Source organism: Jeotgalibaca sp. A127, assembly GCF_052266745.1.
In the GTDB taxonomy this organism is placed as follows: Bacteria; Bacillota; Bacilli; order Lactobacillales; family Aerococcaceae; genus Jeotgalibaca.
In genome coordinates this window covers 69377-92452 of the sequence record NZ_JBQPRC010000002.1, presented here as the reverse complement: position 1 = coordinate 92452, position 23076 = coordinate 69377, and the positions used below count along the sequence as shown (strand labels likewise).

General features: G+C 43.5%; 24 protein-coding genes and 1 tRNA gene. 10 read left to right on the top strand and 15 right to left on the bottom strand.

Annotated features, from left to right (window positions below; all coding sequences use genetic code 11):
- Nucleotides 1-26 precede the first annotated feature (26 nt).
- A complete protein-coding gene (locus ACTVAI_RS02725) occupies nucleotides 27-665 on the top strand; it encodes an HI_0552 family protein (RefSeq protein ID WP_443472558.1) in 639 nt (212 codons plus the stop codon).
- Between the two features lie 295 nt (nucleotides 666-960).
- Here ACTVAI_RS02725 and ACTVAI_RS02720 read toward each other — a convergent pair whose 3' ends face one another.
- Nucleotides 961-3381, bottom strand: a complete 2421-nt coding sequence (locus tag ACTVAI_RS02720) for an AAA family ATPase (protein WP_443472559.1) — start codon at nucleotides 3379-3381, stop codon at nucleotides 961-963.
- Between the two features lie 240 nt (nucleotides 3382-3621).
- Between ACTVAI_RS02720 and ACTVAI_RS02715 the strand changes: the two genes are divergently transcribed.
- Genes ACTVAI_RS02715 through ACTVAI_RS02705 form a run of 3 tightly spaced genes read left to right on the top strand, consistent with a single transcriptional unit; the run spans nucleotide 3622 to nucleotide 5708 of the window.
- Nucleotides 3622-4239, top strand: a complete 618-nt coding sequence (locus ACTVAI_RS02715) for a phosphoribosyltransferase (protein WP_443485822.1) — start codon at nucleotides 3622-3624, stop codon at nucleotides 4237-4239.
- Between the two features lie 33 nt (nucleotides 4240-4272).
- A complete protein-coding gene (locus ACTVAI_RS02710) occupies nucleotides 4273-4506 on the top strand; it encodes a DUF1858 domain-containing protein (protein ID WP_443472561.1) in 234 nt (77 codons plus the stop codon).
- On the top strand, nucleotides 4503-5708 hold the full coding sequence (locus tag ACTVAI_RS02705) for a DUF438 domain-containing protein (protein WP_443472562.1): 1206 nt from the start codon (nucleotides 4503-4505) through the stop codon (nucleotides 5706-5708). Before ACTVAI_RS02710 ends, ACTVAI_RS02705 begins: the two co-directional genes overlap by 4 nt.
- On the opposite strand, the gene ACTVAI_RS02700 is transcribed toward ACTVAI_RS02705, so the two are convergent.
- Nucleotides 5705-6271 carry an NUDIX hydrolase gene (locus ACTVAI_RS02700; protein ID WP_443485821.1) on the bottom strand — a complete coding sequence of 189 codons (567 nt, stop codon included), beginning with the start codon at nucleotides 6269-6271 and terminating at the stop codon, nucleotides 5705-5707. The genes ACTVAI_RS02705 and ACTVAI_RS02700 overlap by 4 nt on opposite strands.
- Nucleotides 6272-6286: 15 nt before the next feature.
- Complete coding sequence (locus ACTVAI_RS02695) at nucleotides 6287-6523, bottom strand: hypothetical protein (protein WP_443472564.1); 237 nt, start codon at nucleotides 6521-6523, stop codon at nucleotides 6287-6289.
- A 122-nt stretch (nucleotides 6524-6645) separates the two neighbouring features.
- On the opposite strand from ACTVAI_RS02695, the gene ACTVAI_RS02690 reads away from it, so the two are divergent.
- Nucleotides 6646-6966, top strand: a complete 321-nt coding sequence (locus ACTVAI_RS02690) for a putative heavy metal-binding protein (protein ID WP_443472565.1) — start codon at nucleotides 6646-6648, stop codon at nucleotides 6964-6966.
- Nucleotides 6967-6986: 20 nt separating this feature from the next.
- Complete coding sequence (locus ACTVAI_RS02685; protein WP_443485820.1) at nucleotides 6987-7664, top strand: Crp/Fnr family transcriptional regulator; 678 nt, start codon at nucleotides 6987-6989, stop codon at nucleotides 7662-7664.
- 225 nt (nucleotides 7665-7889) lie between these two features.
- Here ACTVAI_RS02685 and ACTVAI_RS02680 read toward each other — a convergent pair whose 3' ends face one another.
- From ACTVAI_RS02680 to ACTVAI_RS02660, 5 genes are all read right to left on the bottom strand, one after another.
- Nucleotides 7890-8774, bottom strand: coding sequence for a VOC family protein (locus ACTVAI_RS02680; RefSeq protein ID WP_443485819.1), 885 nt, complete (start codon nucleotides 8772-8774; stop codon nucleotides 7890-7892).
- A gap of 18 nt (nucleotides 8775-8792) precedes the next feature.
- Nucleotides 8793-9113, bottom strand: a complete 321-nt coding sequence (locus tag ACTVAI_RS02675; protein ID WP_443485818.1) for a hypothetical protein — start codon at nucleotides 9111-9113, stop codon at nucleotides 8793-8795.
- 36 nt (nucleotides 9114-9149) lie between these two features.
- On the bottom strand, nucleotides 9150-9896 hold the full coding sequence (locus tag ACTVAI_RS02670; protein WP_443485817.1) for a DNA/RNA non-specific endonuclease: 747 nt from the start codon (nucleotides 9894-9896) through the stop codon (nucleotides 9150-9152).
- 3 nt (nucleotides 9897-9899) lie between these two features.
- Nucleotides 9900-10361 carry a hypothetical protein gene (locus ACTVAI_RS02665; RefSeq protein WP_443472570.1) on the bottom strand — a complete coding sequence of 154 codons (462 nt, stop codon included), beginning with the start codon at nucleotides 10359-10361 and terminating at the stop codon, nucleotides 9900-9902.
- A gap of 75 nt (nucleotides 10362-10436) precedes the next feature.
- Entirely contained in the window at nucleotides 10437-11945 is a 1509-nt protein-coding gene (locus ACTVAI_RS02660) for a DUF1846 domain-containing protein (RefSeq protein ID WP_443472571.1), read from the bottom strand.
- A 126-nt stretch (nucleotides 11946-12071) separates the two neighbouring features.
- Between ACTVAI_RS02660 and ACTVAI_RS02655 the strand changes: the two genes are divergently transcribed.
- A tRNA-Val gene (locus tag ACTVAI_RS02655) sits at nucleotides 12072-12143 on the top strand.
- Nucleotides 12144-12292: 149 nt separating this feature from the next.
- Here ACTVAI_RS02655 and ACTVAI_RS02650 read toward each other — a convergent pair.
- From ACTVAI_RS02650 to ACTVAI_RS02640, 3 genes are all read right to left on the bottom strand, one after another.
- A complete protein-coding gene (locus tag ACTVAI_RS02650) occupies nucleotides 12293-13345 on the bottom strand; it encodes a winged helix DNA-binding domain-containing protein (protein ID WP_443485816.1) in 1053 nt (350 codons plus the stop codon).
- A 13-nt stretch (nucleotides 13346-13358) separates the two neighbouring features.
- Nucleotides 13359-13871 (bottom strand): hypothetical protein, encoded by a 513-nt coding sequence (locus ACTVAI_RS02645; protein WP_443472573.1) that lies wholly within the window; start codon nucleotides 13869-13871, stop codon nucleotides 13359-13361.
- Nucleotides 13872-13951: 80 nt separating this feature from the next.
- Nucleotides 13952-16558 (bottom strand): ABC transporter ATP-binding protein/permease, encoded by a 2607-nt coding sequence (locus ACTVAI_RS02640; protein WP_443485815.1) that lies wholly within the window; start codon nucleotides 16556-16558, stop codon nucleotides 13952-13954.
- A 224-nt stretch (nucleotides 16559-16782) separates the two neighbouring features.
- Here ACTVAI_RS02640 and ACTVAI_RS02635 point away from each other — a divergent pair, with 224 nt between their 5' ends.
- Both ACTVAI_RS02635 and ACTVAI_RS02630 read left to right on the top strand, forming a co-directional pair.
- Entirely contained in the window at nucleotides 16783-17832 is a 1050-nt protein-coding gene (locus ACTVAI_RS02635) for a hypothetical protein (RefSeq protein WP_443472575.1), read from the top strand.
- Between the two features lie 31 nt (nucleotides 17833-17863).
- A complete protein-coding gene (locus ACTVAI_RS02630; protein WP_443472576.1) occupies nucleotides 17864-18541 on the top strand; it encodes a PspA/IM30 family protein in 678 nt (225 codons plus the stop codon).
- 197 nt (nucleotides 18542-18738) lie between these two features.
- On the opposite strand, the gene ACTVAI_RS02625 is transcribed toward ACTVAI_RS02630, so the two are convergent.
- From ACTVAI_RS02625 to ACTVAI_RS02610, 4 genes are all read right to left on the bottom strand, one after another.
- Nucleotides 18739-19707, bottom strand: coding sequence for a Gfo/Idh/MocA family protein (locus tag ACTVAI_RS02625; protein WP_443485814.1), 969 nt, complete (start codon nucleotides 19705-19707; stop codon nucleotides 18739-18741).
- A gap of 16 nt (nucleotides 19708-19723) precedes the next feature.
- On the bottom strand, nucleotides 19724-20581 hold the full coding sequence (locus ACTVAI_RS02620) for an ROK family protein (protein WP_443485813.1): 858 nt from the start codon (nucleotides 20579-20581) through the stop codon (nucleotides 19724-19726).
- A gap of 365 nt (nucleotides 20582-20946) precedes the next feature.
- The gene (locus tag ACTVAI_RS02615) at nucleotides 20947-21267 is read right to left on the bottom strand and encodes a PTS lactose/cellobiose transporter subunit IIA (RefSeq protein WP_443485812.1); all 321 of its coding nucleotides are present in this window, start codon (nucleotides 21265-21267) and stop codon (nucleotides 20947-20949) included.
- A 143-nt stretch (nucleotides 21268-21410) separates the two neighbouring features.
- The gene (locus tag ACTVAI_RS02610; protein WP_443485811.1) at nucleotides 21411-21881 is read right to left on the bottom strand and encodes a DUF1456 family protein; all 471 of its coding nucleotides are present in this window, start codon (nucleotides 21879-21881) and stop codon (nucleotides 21411-21413) included.
- 75 nt (nucleotides 21882-21956) lie between these two features.
- On the opposite strand from ACTVAI_RS02610, the gene ACTVAI_RS02605 reads away from it, so the two are divergent.
- Nucleotides 21957-22850: an RluA family pseudouridine synthase gene (locus ACTVAI_RS02605; protein WP_443472581.1), complete on the top strand. Its 894-nt coding sequence runs from the start codon at nucleotides 21957-21959 to the stop codon at nucleotides 22848-22850.
- The last annotated feature ends 226 nt before the right edge of the window (nucleotides 22851-23076 follow it).

Below are 23076 nucleotides of genomic sequence, written 5' to 3'. Positions count from 1 at the left end.
ATAATGACTCAAAGGAGCTGTGGTGGATGATAATCGATATTGCTGCGATGGCGCATTATTTGACCTATCGCGATTTAAAATATATTGCGCCGGCGAAGGCTGGTGAGCGCATGGCTGAGATGGATATATTCAAGAAGGATGGTCAATCAGCGCGGAGAGCTTTTGTTATATTGGCTAAGATGGTGGATGAGCAGCTGGTTGATTTTTCGATGCAAAAAGTGAGCGGCTGGATGAATCAGGCCCAGGTTGGTCGGCCTCTTTTTTTCTGCTACTACCATTATGAAGGCGCCAGTCGCTTGGACCCGACGTTTGCTATCCGGTTGCTGACGCTTGAGGGACGGTTGGGCATTTCTGTTGAGGTCAGTTTCATCGAGCGCGGTGTGGTGCCGGAAACGGTGGCGCGCCAGAATCAGGTGCTGGATATTCCCGCTTCGGATGGCATGTATTACTTGGTACAGCAGGATGGGGAAAACCACCGGGAAGAGGGTACCGAGGAAGTCCGCCTGGCACTGCGAGAGAAGCGTGATGCAGGCGTCATTCGCAAAGCGCTCGTGAAGCATGATATTCCCGATTTGGCTAAGTTTGAGACTGACGAAACTCTGATAGCAGCAATCCTTGAGGGCTTTCAAGTGTTGAGTCCCTACTTTGAGGCGACCCGGATTTGACAAAGTGATTACTCGCGGGCAATTTTGGCTCTGAGTAATCACTTTTCCCTCTAAAGTGATTACTCAGGTGCGATTTCTGGGTTGAGTAATCACTTTTGAACCCAACCCGCTTACTCAGACGGAAATTTGGATTTGAGTAAGCGGGTTGAGTGGACATAACTTTTCAATCGCGACTATGTTATGTCCGATTTCGTTTCAAAATGGACATAACTCTGAGATTATCCTGAGTTATGTCCAAATCCAATCAAAAACGGACATAACCCGGGGCACCCCTAAAGTTATGTCCGTTTCATATTTATATTTCCTTGATATCTTCCGGCAAAATGATAAAGAGGTCTGCCTCTTCATCCAATGCCAGGCGATTACTCTGTTGCAGCTTCGTTTGCTCAAACAAACTGCGCGCTGCACGGGCATTTCCGAAATGGCGGTCGCGTTTTGCATAGGCTGCTTCGAAAACTTCCTGCAATTTCGCCACTGTTTCATCCGGCAACACAAATCCTTGCTTCTTGGCACCAGCCCGGAAAATCTCCACCAACTCGGAGCTACTATAATCATGGAAATCAATCGTGTAGGCGACTCGACTGCGGATTCCGGCGTTCATACTGAGCATCCGTTCCATTTCGTCCGGGTAACCAGCCATGATTACCACCAGCTTGTCGCGGTTATCTTCCATTTCCTTAATCAGGGTACTGATTGCTTCATAACCGAAATCATTTTGCGATCCTGAATAAAGTGAGTAGGCCTCGTCGATGAATAACACGCCACCGTAGGCTTCCTTGATTTTTTCAAGTGTCTTGGGACCCGTCTGGCCGACGTATTGACCGACCAAATCGTCGCGTGTCACTTCAATCATATGACCCCGCTTCAAAACGCCAATCGATTTCAGGATTTTACTGATCAAACGGGCGATAGTCGTCTTACCGGTACCTGGTTTTCCAGTGAACACCATGTGTAGCGACAAATCGGTCATCGCATACCCTTTTTCCTCGCGGCGTTTTTCTGCACGCACATAGTTGGTAATGGATTTAACCTGTTCCTTGACGTTATCCAGCCCAATCAATTCTTCTAACTGACCCATCAAATCCTTGATGTCGTCGCCGAACAGCTGCGCCGGATCAATTCCAAAGTCCAATGGCTCCAAAATGACCAAATCTTCCTCCGTCAGTACCTCTTCGCTCAAACGGAAAGCCCGTTCGCGCATCGCAGCTTCCATGATATTACGAACCGCACGTGCATTCGCAAACTGGGGCAACACTTTTTCTTGATTAATTTTCACCAAGAAAGCTTTCTCCCCGTTTTCCGTCAATGTATAATGGTTCGCTTCCGCTTGTTGCTTGGCGATTTCCAATAACTCAAAATCAGAAAAATCATCGAAATTCACTTGCATGTTGATCCGACTCGATAGACCGGGATTCGATTTCAACAGATCTTTCATCCCTTCGTCGTAACCCGCCAAAATGACGATAAAATCATTACGGTAGTCCTCCATCGCCTTGATCAACACTTCCAGCGCTTCCGAACCGTAGTCGGACTGATCATTTTTGGCAGGCGTCAAAGCGTAAGCTTCATCTATGAAAAGAACCCCACCTTTGGCCGATTCAATCACTTCACGCGTCTTTTGTGCCGTTTGTCCCATGTAGCCGCCAACCAAGTCCGAGCGATCCACTTCCACCAACTGCCCGGTTTCCAAAATACCCAAGGCTGTGAAAATATCACCGATGATGCGGGCAACTGTCGTCTTCCCCGTCCCCGGATTTCCGGAAAAGGCAAAATGATAGCTTGGCTGCAGACTCTTTTCAATGGAGAGCATATAGGAACGACGTTTCTCATACTCAACCAATTTGACGATGCGATTCACTTCACGTTTTACTTCGTCCAAACCAATCAATTGATTCAACTCTTCCAAAGCATCGTCCAGGGATCGTCTTGTTTTTTGATTATAAGGCTGGGCCGGTTCAAAACCGAAGAAGTCGGCTTCATTTGACCGGCGACTTTTTTTCGGTTGCATGCTTTCAATCAAGGAGGCCACTTTGGCTGTGCTATGCGACAATGGGCGGGTTTGTTTCAAATATTCGAATATTTTTCGGCATTCTTCGAAATCGCCATGAATATAGTAAGCATAAACACGGTCGTATTCAATGTCATCATCATAGCCATATTTTTCCGAAGTTGTGATGGATTCCAAAATCGTATCGAGTGGCGCTTCTTTTTGCAGTAAAATCTTGGTTTTCAAGCGATGAGACGTATAGGTTTTTGGTCGTTCTTTCAATATTTCCTCGGTCAAGGTCAGTGCCTTTTCCAGTTGATTGCGGCCAAATGCCATCTCAGACAATATTTTTGCTGCTTCCCAGTTGCTACTATCCGCCTCGTGAGCGCGGGCAGCATAATGTTCTGCTTCTTTAGGTAACTTCAAATCAAGGTATAATTGCGCCAATAATACCAGATAATTATCCCTTTCCGGTTCTGCTTCAACTGCTTTTTGAGCAAAGGCCATTGCCTTTTTGTAATCATGACTCTTGAAATAATTCAAGGCCAACAAGTAGTTAACTTGTGGGTGATCGGGATAAGCCTGATACGCTTCACGTAAAATAGGCACGCTACTCAGCGCCATATTATTTTTGATATTATATTCCATCCCACGCAAACGGGATTCCATTGATTCGACGGTCATCCCATCCATTGTAATAGCGTCATTTTCTTTAAAAGTCGATTCCACAAATTGGCCTCCTTTCATATATTCTGTATCTAAATTTAAAATTTCTGTTTCAATTATCGCCTCTTATTTTAACATATTCTGCAGTTGATTTCCCGTTTACATGCTTATATTCACAAATTTCCAGGCAAATGAAGCAGTTCAAAAATTCTGTTTTATTATAGGCTTTGGGATTTTTTTCGTTTCGTGCTATTATTAAGGTGTAAGAAAGCGTTTTATTTAAGTCGGAAAGGAGTCGTTATCATGTTCAAAAATCGTGAAGATGCTGGGATGCAGCTTGCGGAAATGTTGCTTGATTATCAAGACCAAGAAGTCGTTGTTTTTACTTTGCCTAGAGGGGGCGTTCCCCTAGGAGTCGCAGTAGCGAAACGTCTGAATGCCCCTTTGGATTTGATTATAACACGTAAAATCGGCCACCCCTTTAATCCCGAATACGCAATTGGTGCTATCTCAGAAAATGGGAAAGCTTTCTATAATCAGCTGGAAATCGCAAAGGTCGATGATACCTGGCTGGAAAATGAAGAAGCACGCTTGAGAAATGAAATTAAAAGACGACGCCATAAATATGGTGCGAAAGAAGTTTCTGTCAGTGGCAAGACCGCTATTATAGTCGATGACGGTATCGCCACGGGCTTTACCATGTTGGCGGCCATCGATGACGTCAAGAAAGATAATCCGAATCGGATCATCGTTGCCATCCCAGTTGTACCGGAACGAATGGCGGAACAACTCGAGAAGGAAGTAGATGAAGTCGTCGCTATCGAACGCACACGCGCTTATCTTGGTTCAGTAGGAGCGTATTACAAAGAATTCGGGCAGATAACAGATGAAGAAATTCTGGAACAGCTTGATTTTAAATAGTTAATTGTTTAGTATTTTAGGCGAGGTGAAGGAATGAAAGAAATCAGTTTGAAAGATACAGTCTATGAAACAGTAACCAATAATCCTGAAGTACGCGAAGTTATTGTGGGTTTGGGATTTGCACCGTTACGTGATGATAAAATGTTACAGACTGCAGGAAGAATGATGACTTTGGGAAAAGCTGCCAAGCAATTTGGGATTTCCTACGAAACCATTGTAGCGACCCTTCAGGCAAACGGTTTTACCGTTAAGGAGGACAGTCTGTGATTGAAGATTTGAAAAATAAACGTTCAAAAGATTTCGAAGATCGCCAAGCCATTTTAAAGGATTTAATTTTGCGTTTGCATGCCGATGAAAATCCAGACGTCATCAAACAAGAATTCAAGGAACACTTCGGAAATGTGAGTGCGTTTGAAATCTCAGTCATGGAACGTCGTTTGATGGGCGAAGGGATTGAAGCGGAAGAAATTATGCGTTTGTGTAATGTGCATGCTTCCCTTTTCAACGGCTCCATTGAAGCCGTCTATCAACAAGGTGAAGGCCATGACAGCCCCGGACACCCGATCCGTGTACTGAAAGAAGAGAACTTGGCCCTTGAAAGTACAATGGATAAGATCGTTAATCTGTTGGCCGCTTATCTAGAAGAACCAGATGCGCAATTAAAAAAAGGTTTGTTGATGCAACTCGATATGCTCTGGGAAATTGACAAACACTATGCGCGCAAGGAGAACTCCTACTTTCCGATTATGGAACGTTACGGGATGACGGCTCCACCGAAAGTTATGTGGGGCGTGGATGATGAAATTCGTGAATTAATCAAGGATTTTCGTACCCGTATTGAAAATGATGAACGTGAGGGTCTTGATTTCGAACCCGTTAAATATGAAGTGGAAGAAATGATTGTAAAAGAAGAAGAAATTATGTTGCCCATGATAATCCCCTTCTTCAATGAAGATGACTGGATTTCCATCGCGGACGAGTCTGAAGAAATTGGTTTCTGCATCGTCAAACCTGAACAGAAATGGATACCAAAACGCGAAAAAGTGGAGGCATCCATTGAATCCGGTAATATCGATCTAGGACTTGGTGTCTTGACTCAGAAAGAACTGAAAAAAATCCTGGATTTACAACCATTGGAATTAACATTTATTGATGAAAATGATATCGTAAAATACTTCAATGATGGTCCGGAACGTAAGCTCTTTCCGCGTACTAAAAATGCCATTGGGCGGGAAGTTTATAATTGCCATCCACCGAAAAGTCAGCCTATCGTGCGCAAACTGATTGCGGACTTCAAGGCTGGGGCCAAGGATAGCGAAACGCTCTGGTTCCGTGCCCGCGACACCTATGTGATGGTCAGCTACGCGGCTGTGCGTGATGACGATGGCACTTATATGGGAACATTGGAATGGGTACAAAATATCGAAAACATTATTAATATTGAAGAAGAGAAACGGACAATCGATTAAGATTGTCCGTTTTTTGGTAATTTGTCATTCAGCTTTTGGTAGATGGGTTTCATCTCCGGTTCTGTGGTCCGGGCCACCGCTTCATCCAATTCCATCCAGGCCACTGCGCTGTTCTCATCGGGTTTGATGGCGAGTGTGTCAGTTTCGGATGCTTGGAGTAAGTAGGTCACGTTCAAATGAAGGTGCGTGCGGATCTTTTTCCCTTTTTTCACATGAGCGGGAACATCGAGAATTTCGATGGCATAAATATTTTCACTGACGGGAGTAATGTTCTGTAGGCCGGTTTCCTCTTCGACTTCTTTAAGTGCGACGCGAAGAAAGTTGTCGTCGCCATCAACATGGCCGCCCACCCAAGACCAGGAGTCGTAGATATTGTGATACACCATGACTGTTTTGGTGAAATCTTCATTAACCACCCAAGCGGATGCCGTAAAATGTGCAGCATCATTATTGCGCGTCAATATATCCTGGAAAGTATCGATATATTCGAGCATGCGGGCCTTGTCTGTCCGTTCTTGTTCATTATAAGGTTCATAATCCATGATTGCCTGACGATAATTCACAGTCCCTCTGTCCTTTCAGTTAACGTGGTATTTTTGGACCACGAATTGATTTTTTTTATTACGTTTGCCATAAATGACAACTGTTTTGCCCTCGGTGACGTGGAAAAGAAAGTTGAGTGAATGATTTTTGATCAGACAATTTTCCTTGGTATCACGCTCACCGTTCAAAGTAAAACGCACTAGTGGCATCTCATCCAACTTCAAAATTTTAATCTTTTCTACCTGCCCTTTCAAGTACCATGTATCTTCCATTTTCCGCACCCCGTTTCTTTGTTTCAATTATACGAACAAGCGTTCTTGTTTGTCAAGCGAACAAGTTGGAATGATATGGTATAATTTTTTCAGATACAACAAAACACAAGGAGGCATTTTTGATGATTATCACAACTACGAGTAGTATTGAAGGTAGAACAATCGTGTCCTACGAAGATGTTGTTTTTGGCGAAGTTATTTCCGGGATTAATTTTATGAAAGATATCGGTGCAGGCATGCGCAACTTTTTCGGCGGCCGTTCACAAGGCTATGAAGAGGAAATTGTCGTGGCGCGCGATCAAGCGTTAAACGAAATGGAAAACCGTGCCCTTCAGTTGGGTGCCGATGCGGTCATTGGCGTAAAAATGGACTATGAAACACTTGGTGCTGATAATGGAATGATTATGGTCACGTGTAGTGGGACTGCAGTGAAACTGAACTAATTTGGAAAGGTGTGAAATGGGTGCCTAATAATCAACCTGGTTACGTTCATTCTTGTGTCTCGCTTGTACCGATTTTTAACCACCTGGAAGTTGAGCAGATGGATGAAATTTCTAAGACAGCGCACACTCGGCACTTCAAAAAAGGTGAATTTATCTATCAACCCCAAGAAGAATCGGATTCTTTATATATCGTCCATAAGGGCTTGGTAAGGATTTATCGCTTGACGGAAAATGGGAAAGAGCAACTCGTCCGTTTCTTGGGACCGGGTGATTTCACTGGAGAAATGGCATTGTTCCGTTCCTCCGTTCACGACTCGTTTGCTGAAGCTACCCGTGATACCGCAGTTTGTGTGATTACCAAAGATGATTTACAACCGCTATTGGCAAATTACCCTGCTATTTCCTTGAAAATCATGGAAGAATTTTCAAGGAGGCTGGAACAGTCCGAACGCCAAACTACGATTGTGGCAACGGAAAAAGTGGAAGTGCGGTTAGCCATGTTCCTGGTTGAATTGATGGAAGAAGGTTCAAGCGTTGTAAACTTGCCAATGTCAAAAAAAGACTTGGCTTCATTCCTGGGAACGACACCGGAAACCATTAGCCGGAAATTGGGATCGTTGGAAGATCGCGGATTGATCAAGCAAATTTCGAACAAAAAAATAGAAATCATGGATGCGGACGAATTGCTGTTGGGATAGAACCAAGGCTTTTTAACGAATTAAACCATTTTAACTGAAATTTTTACCGCAAATGGTTTAATTAACCAGAATAAAACCATTTCGACATAAATTTTCACCACAAATGGTTTAATTAACAATTATTAAACCATTTCAACCTAATTTTGCGGACCAAATGGTTTAATTAATCAAAATCATCGCGAGAACGACAAAAAACTGGTGCACCCATTGAGGCGCACCAGTTTTTTATCCTTTAAAAGCCTCACGTAAGGCTGCAATATCCAACTTCTTCATTTCCAGGAACGCCGCGACTACACGTTTTTTCGCCTCCGCGTCTTTTGTCAGCATCATTTCGTCGAGTTCACGCGGAACGATTTGCCAAGAGACACCAAATTTATCTTTCAACCAGCCACATACCTCGGATTCAGGTACGGCGGTCAATTTCTCCCAGTAATAATCAATTTCCTCTTGCGTGTCGCAATACACGATAAAAGAAAATGCTTCGTTAAAATTAAAATTGTGGGCCACACTGTTTTCGCTTATGACGAAAGCGACATCCTCGTACAGTTGTTTGGAAAACATCACCGTACCTTCTTTTTCAGTTGGAAGTCCCGCTGGATTGCGATAAATCTCAAGCATTTCAGAATGCTTGAATACATCCAGATAGTGATTAATCGCCTCTTCGGCATGTCCATACTGTTCATTGATATACATCAATGCAGGATAAATTTTCTGTCGCATCTCGCTTGCATTCGTATCGTACATGAGTTGCCAAGTAAGCCAAAAGCGGTCCTGCACCCAACCAAATCTTTCACTGAATGGGTACTTATCCAATTCCATTAACGCAAAGCCGCCATCAATCAGCCGCTCCCACAAAGCATCCATTTCCTCTACCGTATCACAAAACACCATCAAAGAAATTGAAGGATTTAATTTGAAAAAAGGACCTGCGGAAATAGCTACAAAATCAAGTCCGGCTAACTTAAAACCAAATTGCTCACTGTCCCCTGATGGTGTGTCTTCAACCACCGTGGACCAGGTTATTTCTGAATCATCAAACAAGGAAACATAAAAATTGACAGCTTCTTTTGCCTCAGTGTCGTACCACAAACTTGGAACGATTTTATGCATGTTACTTCCTCCTTATTTTTACCCGATGAAACCTCCCAATAAAAATCCTGCCAACAATACAGCAATCGGTATAGAGATGACAAAAGCCAAAATTCCCAATAACGAACGATCCTCACGCCAAACAATTGCAATCAGGCTACCTACCAAACTGATAAAAGCACCAAGCATTCCCGTCAGCGTGAAAAAAATCATGAACCAGTCAAATGTATTCGGGTTCCCTGTTTCACCGCCGAATCGCGGCTGTAAAAGAGCCGCCGAAACCCAGGTTAAAATGAAATAAATGATTCCCCATGCGGATATTTTACCAAGCTTCGTTCTCGGACGTAGTTTTAGACTCATTCAGATTCCTCCCCTCCACTGACACTTCTTCTGCTTCTATTTTACCATTTTTCTACTTGTTCCATCACTATAATTGATTTCGTAACCGTCTTGAACGTTAAAAATATAAACATTAAAACGCAAACCATCATCTTCAACCGACTGCGCCATCAATTGTACCCCACGTGCCACTTTTTCCTCATCGCGGAAAATCGGTCGCACCATATAACGCACATGGTTATTCGTTTGTTTCAAATAATACGCAATATCATTTTCAAAGCGTAACATATTCGGATTATTCAAACTGCGTGTCCCCGTCATCAAGTTACGGATATTATTATTTTCTCCGGTCAACTGAAAACCGATTAAGTGACTGCGATTATATAACCATTGCCCATTATCCAACTTCTTTTGCTTCCAGCCAGTTGGGTCGATATACAAACCCTCACGTTCCTCGGTCGGAAATAAGTCGGTCCCAAGCATAGCATGAGCGGGACCAACCCGGTTAAAGTAATCCAGTTCCGTAAAGGATTGCCAGCTGCCGTCCACCAATGATAATTCGTCCTCACTGAATTCCGGCACGTTATCGTTTACTTCAACTACCTGGTTAATCCCGTCATATTCCAAATACGCCAATTCTGAATCTGGAATCGTTTGGGTCATCAAAATGGATTCTACAAATTCCTGGATAACCGGTAAAGGTTGTGTCATAAGAATAAAGAACGAGGCAGCCACCGCCAGCACGCTCGATATCACTTTCAAGTTAACGTCTACTTCATCTTTCTTTTTTCTACCTTGTGCCATTGCCTAACCTTTCTGAAAACCTTCATCGTGCAGGTAGCCTTCGCCTGCTTCTTTCGTTTTAAATATTCCTTCTACTTGTCCGTCTGCCAACAATACCGACCAAATAGGGTTTTCGTAAGTCAAACGCAAGGCTTCGCCATTCGCGTCAAACCATAATTCATAATAGCCATCCTCGTAGCCATCCTCGGTTTTTTTCAAATGTGCAATCGCTTTGTCTACCCACTCACGAAGGCCCGCTTCATCCTCTTCCAAAACCGAAACGTACCCTTTTTGTGTTTCTTCTTTTGGCAAATAACCCGCGTAAATCAAAGCGTTGCCGTTTGGATGCAAATTACGTACGACTACTGTTTTAGCAACCGCACTTCCTTTAAAATGATAATTCAATCTTTTTAAAGAAACCGGTGCTGATTCCAGTTCCGCGTAGCTATCAAAAATTCTTTTTTTCTCTTCAAATGATAAGGTCATACGACACCTCTTCTAATATTAGTTCACCTCATTATAACAGAAAACGGAGCGCTCCTGACAGCACTCCCGTTTCGTTTAAATATAATAAAGGTTTTCGGATGGATATTGTGCATCACTGGTAATATCGATTCCCAAATTCCGCAGAATTTGTTCATCGTCTTTCTTCAACATTACCGTCGAATGGGCCTGAACACCTTCCAATTCGGATAACTTGTTGTAGCACAGTTGCGCTGTCGGGTTCGTTACCGCACTAATTGCCAAGGCAATCAAAATTTCATTCGCATTCAAGATTGGACGACGGTTATGCAGGACGTCTGCTTTTGTTTTTTGAATGGTTTCCAAAATCGTCAAGGACAGCAATGGAATTTCATCGGCCACATTGGCCAAAAATTTAATGGAGTTCAAAATAGCTGCCGAGGAGGAATCCATTAAGTTGGATGTTCGTCCGGTTACGATGCGCCCATCGTTCAGTTCAAATGCCATCACAGCTTGCGTTTCATTGGTTTCAGCACGTTGACGACACTTATCGGCATAATCACGTGCTGGTTGGACCGAGAGACGATCCGTGTGTGTCAAATCCGCTTCGTCCAACAAAATTTTCATGCGATAAACAATATCCTCGCTTAACAGCCCTTTTTTGTAGTCACATTCCACGCCAAAACTTCTGCGAATCATTTCTTGTTTGGATGCTTCACGAACGACTTCGTCATCCACAATCCCAAATCCAACCCGATTTACGCCCATATCGGTTGGGGATTGGTATACCGATTCTTTTTGCGTGATTTTTTCGATAATCCGTTTGATAACCGGGAAGATTTCGATATCACGGTTATAGTTGACCGCCACTTCATGGTATTTTTCAAAATGGAAGTTATCAATCATGTTAACGTCTTTCAAGTCAACTGTTGCTGCTTCATAAGCCATGTTCAACGGATGTTTTAAAGGAACATTCCAAACGGGGAAAGTTTCAAATTTTGAATATCCTGCCGAACGACCCATTTGATTTTCATGATACAACTGGTTCAGACATGTCGCCAATTTGCCGCTACCGCCACCCGGTGCCGTCATTACGACGATTGGTTTGGTTGTTTCAATATATGAATTTGACCCGAATCCTTCTTCGCTTACGATCATTTCCACATCTGAAGGATAACCTTCGATATTTTTATGGGTGTAAACTTTGATATCGCGTTTTTCGAGTTTATTAATGAATACTTTTGTGCTTGGTTGACCATGATAGCGCGTGATTACGACGCTGTTGACGGACAGGCCATATTCCCGAAATTCATCGATTAAACGAAAGACTTCCATATCATAAGTAATTCCGTAGTCACCACGAATTTTATTACGTTCAATATCGCCGGCATAAACACAAATCACGATTTCCGATTTGTCTGCCAAGCGTTGTAAAATTTTGATTTTCGCATCTTCATCGAAACCAGGTAGGACCCTTTTTGCATGCTTGTCGCCAATTAATTTCCCACCGAATTCTAGATATAGCTTATCGTAGTGATTCACACGCTCTGAAATATAGCGCGTTTGTTCTTCGATGTACTTCTTTGAATCAAATCCTATTTTACCCATTTCCTACCTCCTCGATTCTGTTCAACTCTATTAATTATAGCGATTTTTCCGAGCATAGCAACGTTTGGTTTCATCATTGACTTTATCACCGGTAACATCGTATAATAAATATGTTACCCCTATAACGGGCCGTTAGTTCAGTGGGAGAATGCTTCCTCGACAAGGAAGAGGTCACTGGTTCGAACCCAGTACGGCCCATCTATAAAATAGCGTGAACGCCAATGGATTTTTCCTTGCGTTCGCGTTTTTTGCGTTTCCGGGTACCGAGGTGCGGCGATTAAATTTTTTCCGCGCGCGCAACGCCGCTTTTTAGCGAAAAATGCGGCGTTCCCAGATGATTTTCCTGCTTAACGCCGCATTTGAAATTCAGAAACCTGTTCTACCCCCTCAAAATGGTGGCCAAAAAAAGTGGCATAGGCTTTTGCTTGTTTTATCAGCAACGTTTGGGGAATTTGGACGTTGGGGTGGATGGTGTAGGATAAGGTTACCTTTTCTCCTTTAACGATAGGCTTCCAACTCCCCACCACTTTGCCGTTAAACAACAGCGGGCGATAGATACCTCGTTTCAAGGGGTCGAGTTGTATGCGCATTGCCTCTGTAAGAGAAGCCGTTCGGTCTTGGTAGCCAATCAGGAATTCATCCAAAGTTGGTAGGAGATGAAGTGATGGTTCGAAAGCTTCCATTACGGGATCAACCGTGACAGTCGCCATTTCCATAGCTTTTTTGGCCTCTCCTACGCTCAACCCGGCCCACCACGCCAAGTCTTTTGGGGTGGCAGGTCCATGACTGGCCAAATAACGGCTGGCCAGTTCTTTCAAGGCTTCTTCTCGTGTCGTGAAAGGACTGGGTGGAGCCCACTCGGATACCAACCCCAGTGTCTGTTGTTTTCCTGCCATGGGACCGATGAAAATAATGCCCTTTTGAGCGGCATACCAGAGTATATGGTAGTACCGTTGCCCTTTCGTATCGACAGTGGCTTCTTCGAGTATCTCCCGGAGTTCGGGGCGAGGTATGAGTTTTTTGCCTTTCAAGGCTGCTTCAATAATAAGCAGGGCTTGTTCCAGGTCTTTTGTGTCAAGATCCGTTTCTTTTAGCATATGGTTTTTATACCGTTTTAGCATACGGTCCCGGGATAGTTCCATCATCCAGGTTAAGACTTCTATCGCCACAAAATGAATGGTATGGCGCATGGTCCAAGACCGAACGATTTTCATATCAGCGACTGCTTGTTCGAGGTCTTTTTTAGTGACACCCGGCGTCCGCATCGCTATCGCCCATAATGCTGGATGATAGTCTTGTCCCTGGACTGCCAGCATCCAGCGAACCGTTTCTTCAGGTGACTGGAAATGTTTCTTTGCTAACAATTGCCTCTGCAAACGTTCCGCAAGTACCTTTTCCAAATATACCCCTCCCTTACCACTCCTGATAATTCGCAAACAATTCCTGATACTCTTTAATCATGGCTTCTTTCCGTTTTTTCAAAATGGTTATAGCCCCCAAAAGTTGGTCAGGTTCATCAGTCATATCACAGTCTTCTTTTTGTCGTTCCATTGCTTCTTCGACAGGTTGGTATGGGGCTTCGCGTTTGATTTCATCCAGCATCGCATAGATTTGTTTCCGCATCCGTTCCATTCGTTCCGGCTCGGCGGCTTTAATTTCATCCAAGTGTGCCAGGACAAAGCGAAAATTTAAATGGCGCAGCATGCGACCATCTTTCACGTGCACATATTCTTTGTTAAACGGCGAAACACCTTGTGCCTGGCCGTGGATTTGATACCAACCATCATATATTTCCCAAACGCCTTCTGGACTATCCGGTTGGAAATCACGCTTCAATTTAAAGGTCGGGTCTTCACCCGTGATTTCAGCTACCCATCGTTTCTCATCAGCCGTATTCGGCATCAACTGTAAAATTTGTGGTTTCAACTTGTCACATCCTTTGTATCTTCGTCTCTATTTTACGAAAAAAAACCGCCACTAGCTAGAGTGACGGTGTCCAATATTTATTATTCAGATCGTAAAGCTTCTACCGGGTCTTTCTTGGCAGCCATTTTTGCCGGGATCAAGCCCGCGATGACGGTCAATACTAAACTGACAAGGACCAGGAATACTGCTCCTTCAATCGGTAAGGATGAAATTCCGGAAATGTCTGTCATATTTTTGATTATCAAGCTGATTGGAATATTCAAGAGCGCTGTGATTCCAATACCTAATAAGCCGGAGAACAAACCGATAATGAACGTTTCAGCATTAAAAACGCGGGAAATATCACGTTTGGATGCCCCTACACTACGGAGAATTCCGATTTCTTTGGTACGTTCCAATACAGAGATGTAGGTGATAATACCAATCATGATGGAAGAAACCACTAAGGATACGCCAACAAAGGCAATCAACACATAACTGATAATGTTGATGATGGATGTTACGGAAGACATGATCGTTCCAACCAAGTCGTTATAAGTAATTACGTTCTCATCACGACCCGCTTCGGTTTCACGTTGGTTGTAATCAGAAATAATCGTTTCTAAATTATCCTTTGTTTCGAAATCTTTTGCGTAAATATTAATGGCGCTAGGTTTTTCTTCATCCACTGCAGCCAATGTTTGCAGGTTCGATTCATACGTCGTACTGTAGTTGTCTTGGTAAGCATTCAACAATTCAGCTAAATCCTCTTCGGAAAGAGTCGCCATATAGGCACGTTCTTCATCTGACAGGGCTGCGAAATCAAATTCTTCATTGGTATTTTCCGGGAAAGCCATGCCCGTGAAAATGTTTGTCTCTGGATTATTCATTTGTTCCTGAACTATTTCAGAATCATTAACCGATGCCATGATATGTTCTTTCAGTTTGCTTGTGTATCCGATTGAACCCGTTTCACTTGTTGTCACAGCTTCTGGGTTAGGACGCATAATCCCTACCACTGTAACATCTTCACTATTTGCGACAACTTCATCAATAAATGCCTGATCATCACTACGGTCCATCCAAATGCCATTTTCTTTTTCATACAAATCGGTGTTGATGACCAATTTGAACGTCATATCAAGTAATTCTTCATTTGTATAAGTGGGAATATCAGGCAGTTCATGGTCTTCCCCTTTCAATACGGACTGGAAGCTTTCGCCCAGTTCTTCCTGGCTCAACAAACCGAGGGAATATAACATATAATCGCTCACCCGATTGTTCTCGTCCACAATCAAGATAACTTCATTGTAATCTTCGGGCCAACGACCGGATACCGTATCGTACTGGCTCTCCAATAAGGGTTGATTGTCCAGTAATTCTTTCCAGGAATCCACACCCGCAGGTCCCACCATTGCTCCGCCACCCATTGCATTTTGTAGTGGATTTGAAGATTGAGCATCCATGGTCTGCCCCATCCCGATCGCGTTCATGACGTTGGAAGGATTTACTTGAACGACACCATCCACACCCTCTGCGTTATAAATATTAATCGGAATATTATAACTGTATTGAATCGCATTGATATTCGCTTTAACACCTGCGTCTTCTTCCAAAAATTCTTTGAAGGCAGTCAAGTTATTGGAGTCTTTGCGGCTTGCCAAAGTATCCATCACGTCAGTCATTATGGGCGTTGCAGCAACTTCACCTTCTGGAACTTCATCCAAATCCTCCGTATTAACACCCATCAAAGCACCAATAATCATTCCCATATCCAATGTTGATTCTTCAATCGTCAGTGGATAGGAAGATAAGGTGTCCTCTTCAATACGCGCGATATAGTTTTGGACTCCGTTCGATAGGGACATAATCAAGGCAATCCCGATAATCCCGATACTACCGGCAAATGCAGTCAGTAGCGTCCGCCCTTTTTTCGTCAACAAGTTATTGAAACTTAAACTTAAAGCCGTAAAGAAGGACATGAATGTTTTATCGTTCTTGAGAATTTTACTATCACGAATTTCCGTCTCACTCGCCGGATTAGAATCGGACAGAACTTCTCCATCCAATACCTTGATAATCCGAGTTGAGTAATCTTCAGCCAACTGCGGGTTATGCGTAACCATGATTACAAGGCGGTCAGAAGCAATTTCCTGTAACAATGCCATAATTTGTACGCTTGTTTCCGAATCCAAGGCTCCCGTTGGTTCATCAGCCAAAAGGATTTCTGGATCATTTATTAAAGCCCGGGCAATCGCGACCCGCTGCATTTGACCACCGGACAGTTGATTGGGACGTTTAGTGACGTGGTCTTTCAAGCCAACTTTTTCCAAAACATCCTGGGCACGTTTGCGACGTTCTTCTTTCGAAACACCGGACAAAGTCAAAGCCAGTTCAACGTTTGACAAAACGCTTTGGTGAGGAATCAAGTTGTAGCTTTGGAAAATGAAGCCAACCGAATGATTTCGGTACGTATCCCAGTCACGGTCTTTATATTCTTTGGTCGAACGACCATTAATCAACAAGTCGCCATGTGTGTAGCGGTCCAATCCTCCGATAATATTCAACATCGTTGTTTTACCGGATCCACTTTGACCCAATATTGAAACGAATTCATTACTGCGGAATTTCAAATTGATGCCTTTAAGAGCTTGGACAACTTGGTCTCCCGTTCGGTACTCTTTGGTAATGTTTTTTAACTCTAACATATTTTCTCACCTTTCAGATTGGTCTCCGCCAAATCAAAAACAGCCTTACATCCGTCTTTTATTGTACACCAAATCTATTATCTAAATATAATTTTTTGTTTAATAATATTTTAGTAAACGTTTTATTTTCCATGGGTTCAAAATTGCACCCAGGTTTTGCTTATGCTATATTGAAGTTACGAAAGACATTTTGACCGGAAAAGAGAATGGAAAGAGGGATGTCTATGGGTAGAGGAGGCGGCGGTGGCGGTGGCGGCGGCTCATTTGGAGGCGGCGGTGGCGGCTTCCGTGGTGGCGGTGGTTCATTCGGTGGAAACCGTGGTGGCGGCGGACGCAGCAGTTGGGGCGGCCGTGGCGGCGGATCGTTTGGTGGCTCAGGTGGCAATCGAGGCGGTAGTTCCTGGGGTGGCGGTGGCTCTTGGGGCCGACCATTCGGGACAGGACCCATCTTCATAAACACGGGTGGCAGACGCTATTCCAATCGTGGTCCAAACCGTTCCCCTGGTGGTGGCGGTTGTGCGCCGGGATGTGGAACTCTGGCTATTGTTCTGAGCGTCTTGGCAGTAATCTTTTTCTTCTTGGCTAATGTAGGTGGTGGTGGTTCATCAGTTGCACCATCCACAGTTGAGAGAGAACCCTTACCTGCCGGGTCCGTCAACGAAACAGCCTATTTCACGGATGATGCTGGTTGGATCACTAATGACGCACAACTAGTAGATGGTTTAAGACATTTCTACGAGAAAACGGGCGTTCAACCTCATTTGTATATTACAGATGAAATAAATGGTTCCCAAACTGCCAGCATGGATCAAGTCGAGGCATTTGCCAATGAAAAATACGACGAGTTGTTTGCCGATGAAGCGCACTTACTGTTTGTATTTTATGAAGGAATACCAAACCAGTATATTACCTATTATGTAACAGGAACGCAGGCTAATCAGGTTATTGATTCTGAAGCCGGAACCATACTGCTCGATTATATCGATCGTAATTACTATGATGGTAACTTAACGGATGAACAGTTCTTCAGTAATTCCTTCAAGGACGCGGCAGATCGGATAATGGAAGTAACTACTTCACCTTGGATTCCGGTGCTGATTGTACTGGGGCTTGTGGGATTAGCCGGTATCTTGTTCCTATGGTGGCGGAAACGCAAGGAACAAGAAGCAATTGAAGCAAAACGAACAGAGGACCTTCTGAAGACGCCAATTGAAACATTTGGCAAAGATTCCGAAGCAGATGAGTTGGCCAAGAAATATGAAGATAAAGAATAATAAAAAGATAAATTTTAGGAGGAATAAAATTATGTCAATTTTAGGACGCTTTTCAGATATTATCAGTGCAAACGTGAATGCTGTTATCGATCGAATGGAAGACCCAGAGAAAATGATCGACCAATATCTCCGTGATATGATGGAAGATTTAGCGGAAGTTAAACACGATACTGCTGGTGTCATGGCGGAAGAAGCACGTGCGAAACGTGAAGTCGACCAAAATGAAGCAGAAGTTAGAAAATATGAAGAACTTGCCAAGAAAGCTTTGGAAGCTGGCAATGAAGACGACGCACGTATTTTCTTATCCAAAAAACAAGAAATCGAAAGCGTGGGTGCAGGTCTAGCATCAAGTTATGCTTCTGCTCATGAGAATGCCGTTAAGATGCGCCAAATGCATGACAAATTGGCAAAAGACATCAATACCCTTCGCCAACGTCGTGACATGATTAAAGGCAAGATGTCTGTTGCCAAAGCACAAGAGAAATTGAACGATGTTTCCGAAAATGTCACACGTTCCGAAAGCGCAATGGGATCATTCAAGCGAATGGAAGACAAAGCTACTCGTATGCTGGATGAAGCCAACGCCATGTCTGAACTCAATTCCGAGCCATTAGACGAAGCGAAAGCTTTGGAAGAGAAATATGCTTCCCAAACATCGGCAGCGGTTGAAGATGAATTGGAAAGAATGAAAAAAGATTTAGGTATGTAAAACTGATATTTAGATGAGGCTGTGGGATGATTCCCGCAGCCTCTTTTTTGGGTTCTTGGTTATTTGGTGTTGTTTACGCCCGGCAATGTCATTGGAATAAATCTAAAATTCAAAAAAGAGGGGTTGGAACTTCCATCTTCAAGTAATAGTAAAAAAAGTGATTACTCAGAGCAAAATATGCCCGTGAGTAATCACCCTTATTCAAATGGGTATTCCAAACCCCACTCTTTTCGTACGGTGTCCATAATTTCGACGACATCCATAGTCAATGGGAGGGTTTTGTTTTCTTTTTTCCCAAGAATCATGTCGGTAAAGTTGGCCACTTCGTAGTTAAGTGCCTGCACGGTATCTCCCGCCTCGATGGTTTGGTGTTTGCCATCATAACTCGTAAACGTTGCTTGAGTGGGACGGGGATAGTCCATGATCGTCAGGAAGCCTTTTTCAAATGCGACCACGCCTTGTTTGGGCATCTTTGCCCGGAATGTGAGCGAAACGGTCGCTAGTTCCTGTTCTTCGTTTCTTAAAATGATGGCGGATGATTCGTCCACGCCGGATTCGTGCAGATTTCCGAGGGTCAGGATTTCGGTTGGCTTGCTGGATAGGAAATGACGAACGAACGATAACGCATACGTACCGATATCGAAAAGGGCACCGCCAGCAAGGGCTTTGTTGAAATAGTAAACGGATGGATCAGTGTCCTTGAAACTGCCGAATGATGCTTGGATCATTTTCAGTGGTCCCAGGTCGTTTTCCCGGATCCATTCTTTCAAGGTACGATACAGCGGCATATTGAAAATCGTCATGGCTTCTGCCAAGTATAAGTGATTTTCTTCGGCAAGTTGGGTTACTTCACGCAACTGCTCCCCATTAACGGTAATGACTTTCTCACAGAGTACGTGTTTGCCGGCTTTAAGGGCTGCTTTAATCAGCTGATAATGATGGCTATGTGGTACAGCAATGTAAACCACTTCAACGTTTTGATCAGCCAATGCTTCCGCGTAAGAACTGTATGCGTGCGGGATATCGTATTTCTCCGCAAAGGCTTCTGATTTTTCCAGGCTACGTGATGCGACACCATAAAGCACCGCTTTTTCTGCTTTGAAATGAGTCGCAAATTCATTTGCGATTGTTCCTGTTCCTAAAACGACCCAATTTAATTTTGTCACGGTTGTAATCCCCCTCTTAAAGCTGTTGATTGGCCAAGATGATGGCTCCGGTAATGCCTGCATCGTCTGCCAATTTTGGTAAAACAAGGTAATCATCCAAAGGCGGAACGGGGACGTAATCACCTAATAGTGTCTCGAATGAGGTTTTCACTTTATCCAAAAGGCCGGGCACTTTCATCACGCCGCCGCCCATGACGATGCGTTCGGGACGAAGCATGACCGTGTATGCCACAATCGCTTGACCCAGATAATAGGCAATAAAATCCCATACTTCGTCTTGCGGATCAACATCTTTCCCTGCTTTGTTTAAGCGACCATCGATTGATGGTCCCGCTGCCATTCCTTCCAGACAGTTACCGTGGTATGGACAAGAGCCGGCATAGTGATCATTTTCATGGGGTTTCACCAACAAGTGCCCCATTTCCGGGTGACCAATTCCTTCCAGAATCCGGCCGTTTAGTATTGCGCCGCCACCAACACCGGTTCCGACGGTTAGATACATCATATTGTCCAACCCTTGGGCTGCACCTAAAGTCGATTCGCCCAATGCTGCCGCATTTACATCGGTTGTCCAGCCCATAGGCACCTTGTAACGGTCTTTCATGGCACCAATAAAATCGAAATCTTTCCAAGCTAATTTTGGTGTGGACAGGATATACCCATATTTGTCAGAATCATGATTCACTTCAATCGGTCCGAATGAACCGATTCCGATAGCGTTGATTTCATATTTATCAAAAAAATTGAAGACGTGTGCCAATGTTTCTTCCGGGGTGGTTGTCGGAAAAGAAACACGCTCAATAACCTTATTGTCTTTATCCCCGATTGCACACACAAACTTTGTGCCACCTGCCTCGATTGCACCTACTATCATTTCTCCACTCCTCACATCTTTGTATTGGTTTTATTATACCGTTTTCAATAGAAAAAAACAGTTTGGACAATTTTACCGAAAAACGACGATTAAATTTTCGTTGCCGCGCTAATAGTCGCGAAATCGTAAAATAGCGCCGATCAGATCATACAAAATTTCTTAATCGGCGTTATTTAGTGAAATGGCGACGGTTAGCCATTTCCAATGAGCCTAACAGACGTTTTTCGACCAAAAAATTAAGGGTTCGGGACAATTACCCCAAACCCTCTCTCATTTACTAATCAAGCATAGCCAAGGCTTCCGTTAGAACTTTTTCGCCTTTCATCATCCCGGATGCGTCACTAAAATAATTGCTTTAGCAGCCGCTATTTGCTCTCCATTCTCTCGTAAACTTCAATAATTTCTTTTGCTAGGTCCTTAAACGTAATGGCCGTCATCAAATGGTCTTGACCATGAATCAGTAATAATGAAACTTCCACTGGATCTCCGGATGCTTCTTGCGTCAGCAAGCCGGTTTGCGCGTGATGGGCCGCTACAAGCGCTGCTTCGGATTCTTTTATTTTGTTGGTAGCGGATTCAAAATCGCCCGCTTTAGCAGCTGCGATTGCTTCCATTGCTTTACCTTTTGCATCGCCGCCATGCATAATAAGTTGCATAATCACTTCATTTTTTTTTGGTTCTAACATCTTATTACTCCTTTTCTATTTGTATAGGCATATATGATGTCGTGATCACTTTTGTTTTGTTATAATCCTACACTTACATGCCATTTATTACGCTTTTATTTAAAAAATACTCCCCAGAGTTCGGGGAGTACATTTTCCAAGTTTTAACCGCGATAACGTAACGCCAAACCTTTTAAAAAGTTGCGCACATAGCGGTTGCCACAGGGTTTATAATTTCGATGCCCTTCTTTTCGTAAAACAGCGCCCAATTCACTTTTTGAAATACGCGCCTCAGCATCATCCATTATTTCCAACATATCGTCACCCGTGAGTGACAACGCAATTTTTACTTTCTTCAACAGTAAATTATTAACATTTCCTGAATGAAGTTCCAACTCTGGTTCCGGGGCGCCTTCACGCACACCCCTTTGTGAGGTTATCATGCCATTCAAAAAACGTTCAAATCTTTCGTTATCCAATTCTTCTTCGTAATTACCATCTTTATCGCGTGTTGTCATCGCACGCACTTGCTCTTTTGTTACCGTTGCGCCACCCAGGCGGAAAATTTCCACCACATCATTATCCTTGATATCCAGAGCATATCGCAAACGTGTCAAACGATCATTATTATCCATACTTAGCACCTTCCATTTCTCTCATATTATACCAAATTTTCTGCTATACTACAGTGACAACATAATTAGGAAAGAGTGATTTTTATCAAAACAGGCGTAACAGACTACACAATTACCGAATCAACCACCCTTTTGCCATTTTTAATCGCCATTCATCCCAATCTAGGTCGTAATGCGGTGAAATCTATTTTAACGCGTGGCCAAGTCGCAGTCGACGGAAAAAAAGTGACCCAACATAACCATCCTTTGGCGGTCGGACAAACCGTCAGCGTGATGAGCAATAAAACTGCCATGACTAAAACAGCATTGAAAGGCATCAACATTCTGCACGAGGACGACGCTATCATCGTGATTCACAAGGATGCCGGCATTCTTTCGATGGGCGACCGCAACCAAGCGGAGATGACTGCTTACCGGCAATTAACGCAATATGTAAAAGAAACAAATAAAAACAGCCGGATTTTTATCGTCCACCGTTTGGACCGCGACACTTCCGGGGTTATGGTTTATGCCAAAACCGAAGAAGTAAAGGAAGCTTTGCAGAAAGATTGGCATACGATTGTCAAGGAACGCATCTATACAGCACTCGTTGAAGGTGAAGTGACGGAATCTGAAGGGACAATCAAGTCCTGGTTAACTGAAAGTAAAGCCATGAAAGTTCATTCCTATAATTATGACAATGGTGGTAAATATGCCGTTACCCATTGGAAAAAAATCCGTGGCAATAAAGAGCATACTTTGTTGGAAGTCGAACTGGAAACGGGCCGTAAAAACCAGATTCGGGTGCACATGGAATCCATCGGGCATCCCGTTGCCGGTGACAAAAAATATGGGGCAAAACGTAATCCTTTGAAACGTTTGGGACTGCACGCTTCGACGCTTGCCTTTATTCATCCAAAGACTGGAAAACTGGAACGCTATACTTCAAAAGTACCGAAAGATTTCCTGTTTTATTCAAAAGAAAGTTAATTAGCTTTGAAACGACGATTGATTCGGGTAGATACCCAGTTAATCGTCGTTTTATGTTGTTGCGCTTTTTATGAGAATCTGTTAAGCTATTTTCATACGATTTTAATAATCAACGTTGAAGAGAAGTGTCATAGTCGATACGTCAAAGAGAGTCCCGGCTGGTGGGAAGGGATACCCATGAAACTATGAAAATGAACTCGGAGTTTTTAGTTTGTTCACGCAGACT

Coding starts and splice junctions, on each gene's coding strand:
- ACTVAI_RS02725 (WP_443472558.1), top strand. CDS start 27: ATGATAATCGATATTGCTGCGATGGCGCATTATTTGACCTATCGCGAT.
- ACTVAI_RS02715 (WP_443485822.1), top strand. CDS start 3,622: ATGTTCAAAAATCGTGAAGATGCTGGGATGCAGCTTGCGGAAATGTTG.
- ACTVAI_RS02710 (WP_443472561.1), top strand. CDS start 4,273: ATGAAAGAAATCAGTTTGAAAGATACAGTCTATGAAACAGTAACCAAT.
- ACTVAI_RS02695 (WP_443472564.1), bottom strand. CDS start 6,523: ATGGAAGATACATGGTACTTGAAAGGGCAGGTAGAAAAGATTAAAATT.
- ACTVAI_RS02690 (WP_443472565.1), top strand. CDS start 6,646: ATGATTATCACAACTACGAGTAGTATTGAAGGTAGAACAATCGTGTCC.
- ACTVAI_RS02680 (WP_443485819.1), bottom strand. CDS start 8,774: ATGCATAAAATCGTTCCAAGTTTGTGGTACGACACTGAGGCAAAAGAA.
- ACTVAI_RS02675 (WP_443485818.1), bottom strand. CDS start 9,113: ATGAGTCTAAAACTACGTCCGAGAACGAAGCTTGGTAAAATATCCGCA.
- ACTVAI_RS02670 (WP_443485817.1), bottom strand. CDS start 9,896: ATGGCACAAGGTAGAAAAAAGAAAGATGAAGTAGACGTTAACTTGAAA.
- ACTVAI_RS02665 (WP_443472570.1), bottom strand. CDS start 10,361: ATGACCTTATCATTTGAAGAGAAAAAAAGAATTTTTGATAGCTACGCG.
- ACTVAI_RS02660 (WP_443472571.1), bottom strand. CDS start 11,945: ATGGGTAAAATAGGATTTGATTCAAAGAAGTACATCGAAGAACAAACG.
- ACTVAI_RS02640 (WP_443485815.1), bottom strand. CDS start 16,558: ATGTTAGAGTTAAAAAACATTACCAAAGAGTACCGAACGGGAGACCAA.
- ACTVAI_RS02635 (WP_443472575.1), top strand. CDS start 16,783: ATGGGTAGAGGAGGCGGCGGTGGCGGTGGCGGCGGCTCATTTGGAGGC.
- ACTVAI_RS02630 (WP_443472576.1), top strand. CDS start 17,864: ATGTCAATTTTAGGACGCTTTTCAGATATTATCAGTGCAAACGTGAAT.
- ACTVAI_RS02620 (WP_443485813.1), bottom strand. CDS start 20,581: ATGATAGTAGGTGCAATCGAGGCAGGTGGCACAAAGTTTGTGTGTGCA.
- ACTVAI_RS02615 (WP_443485812.1), bottom strand. CDS start 21,267: ATGTTAGAACCAAAAAAAAATGAAGTGATTATGCAACTTATTATGCAT.
- ACTVAI_RS02610 (WP_443485811.1), bottom strand. CDS start 21,881: ATGGATAATAATGATCGTTTGACACGTTTGCGATATGCTCTGGATATC.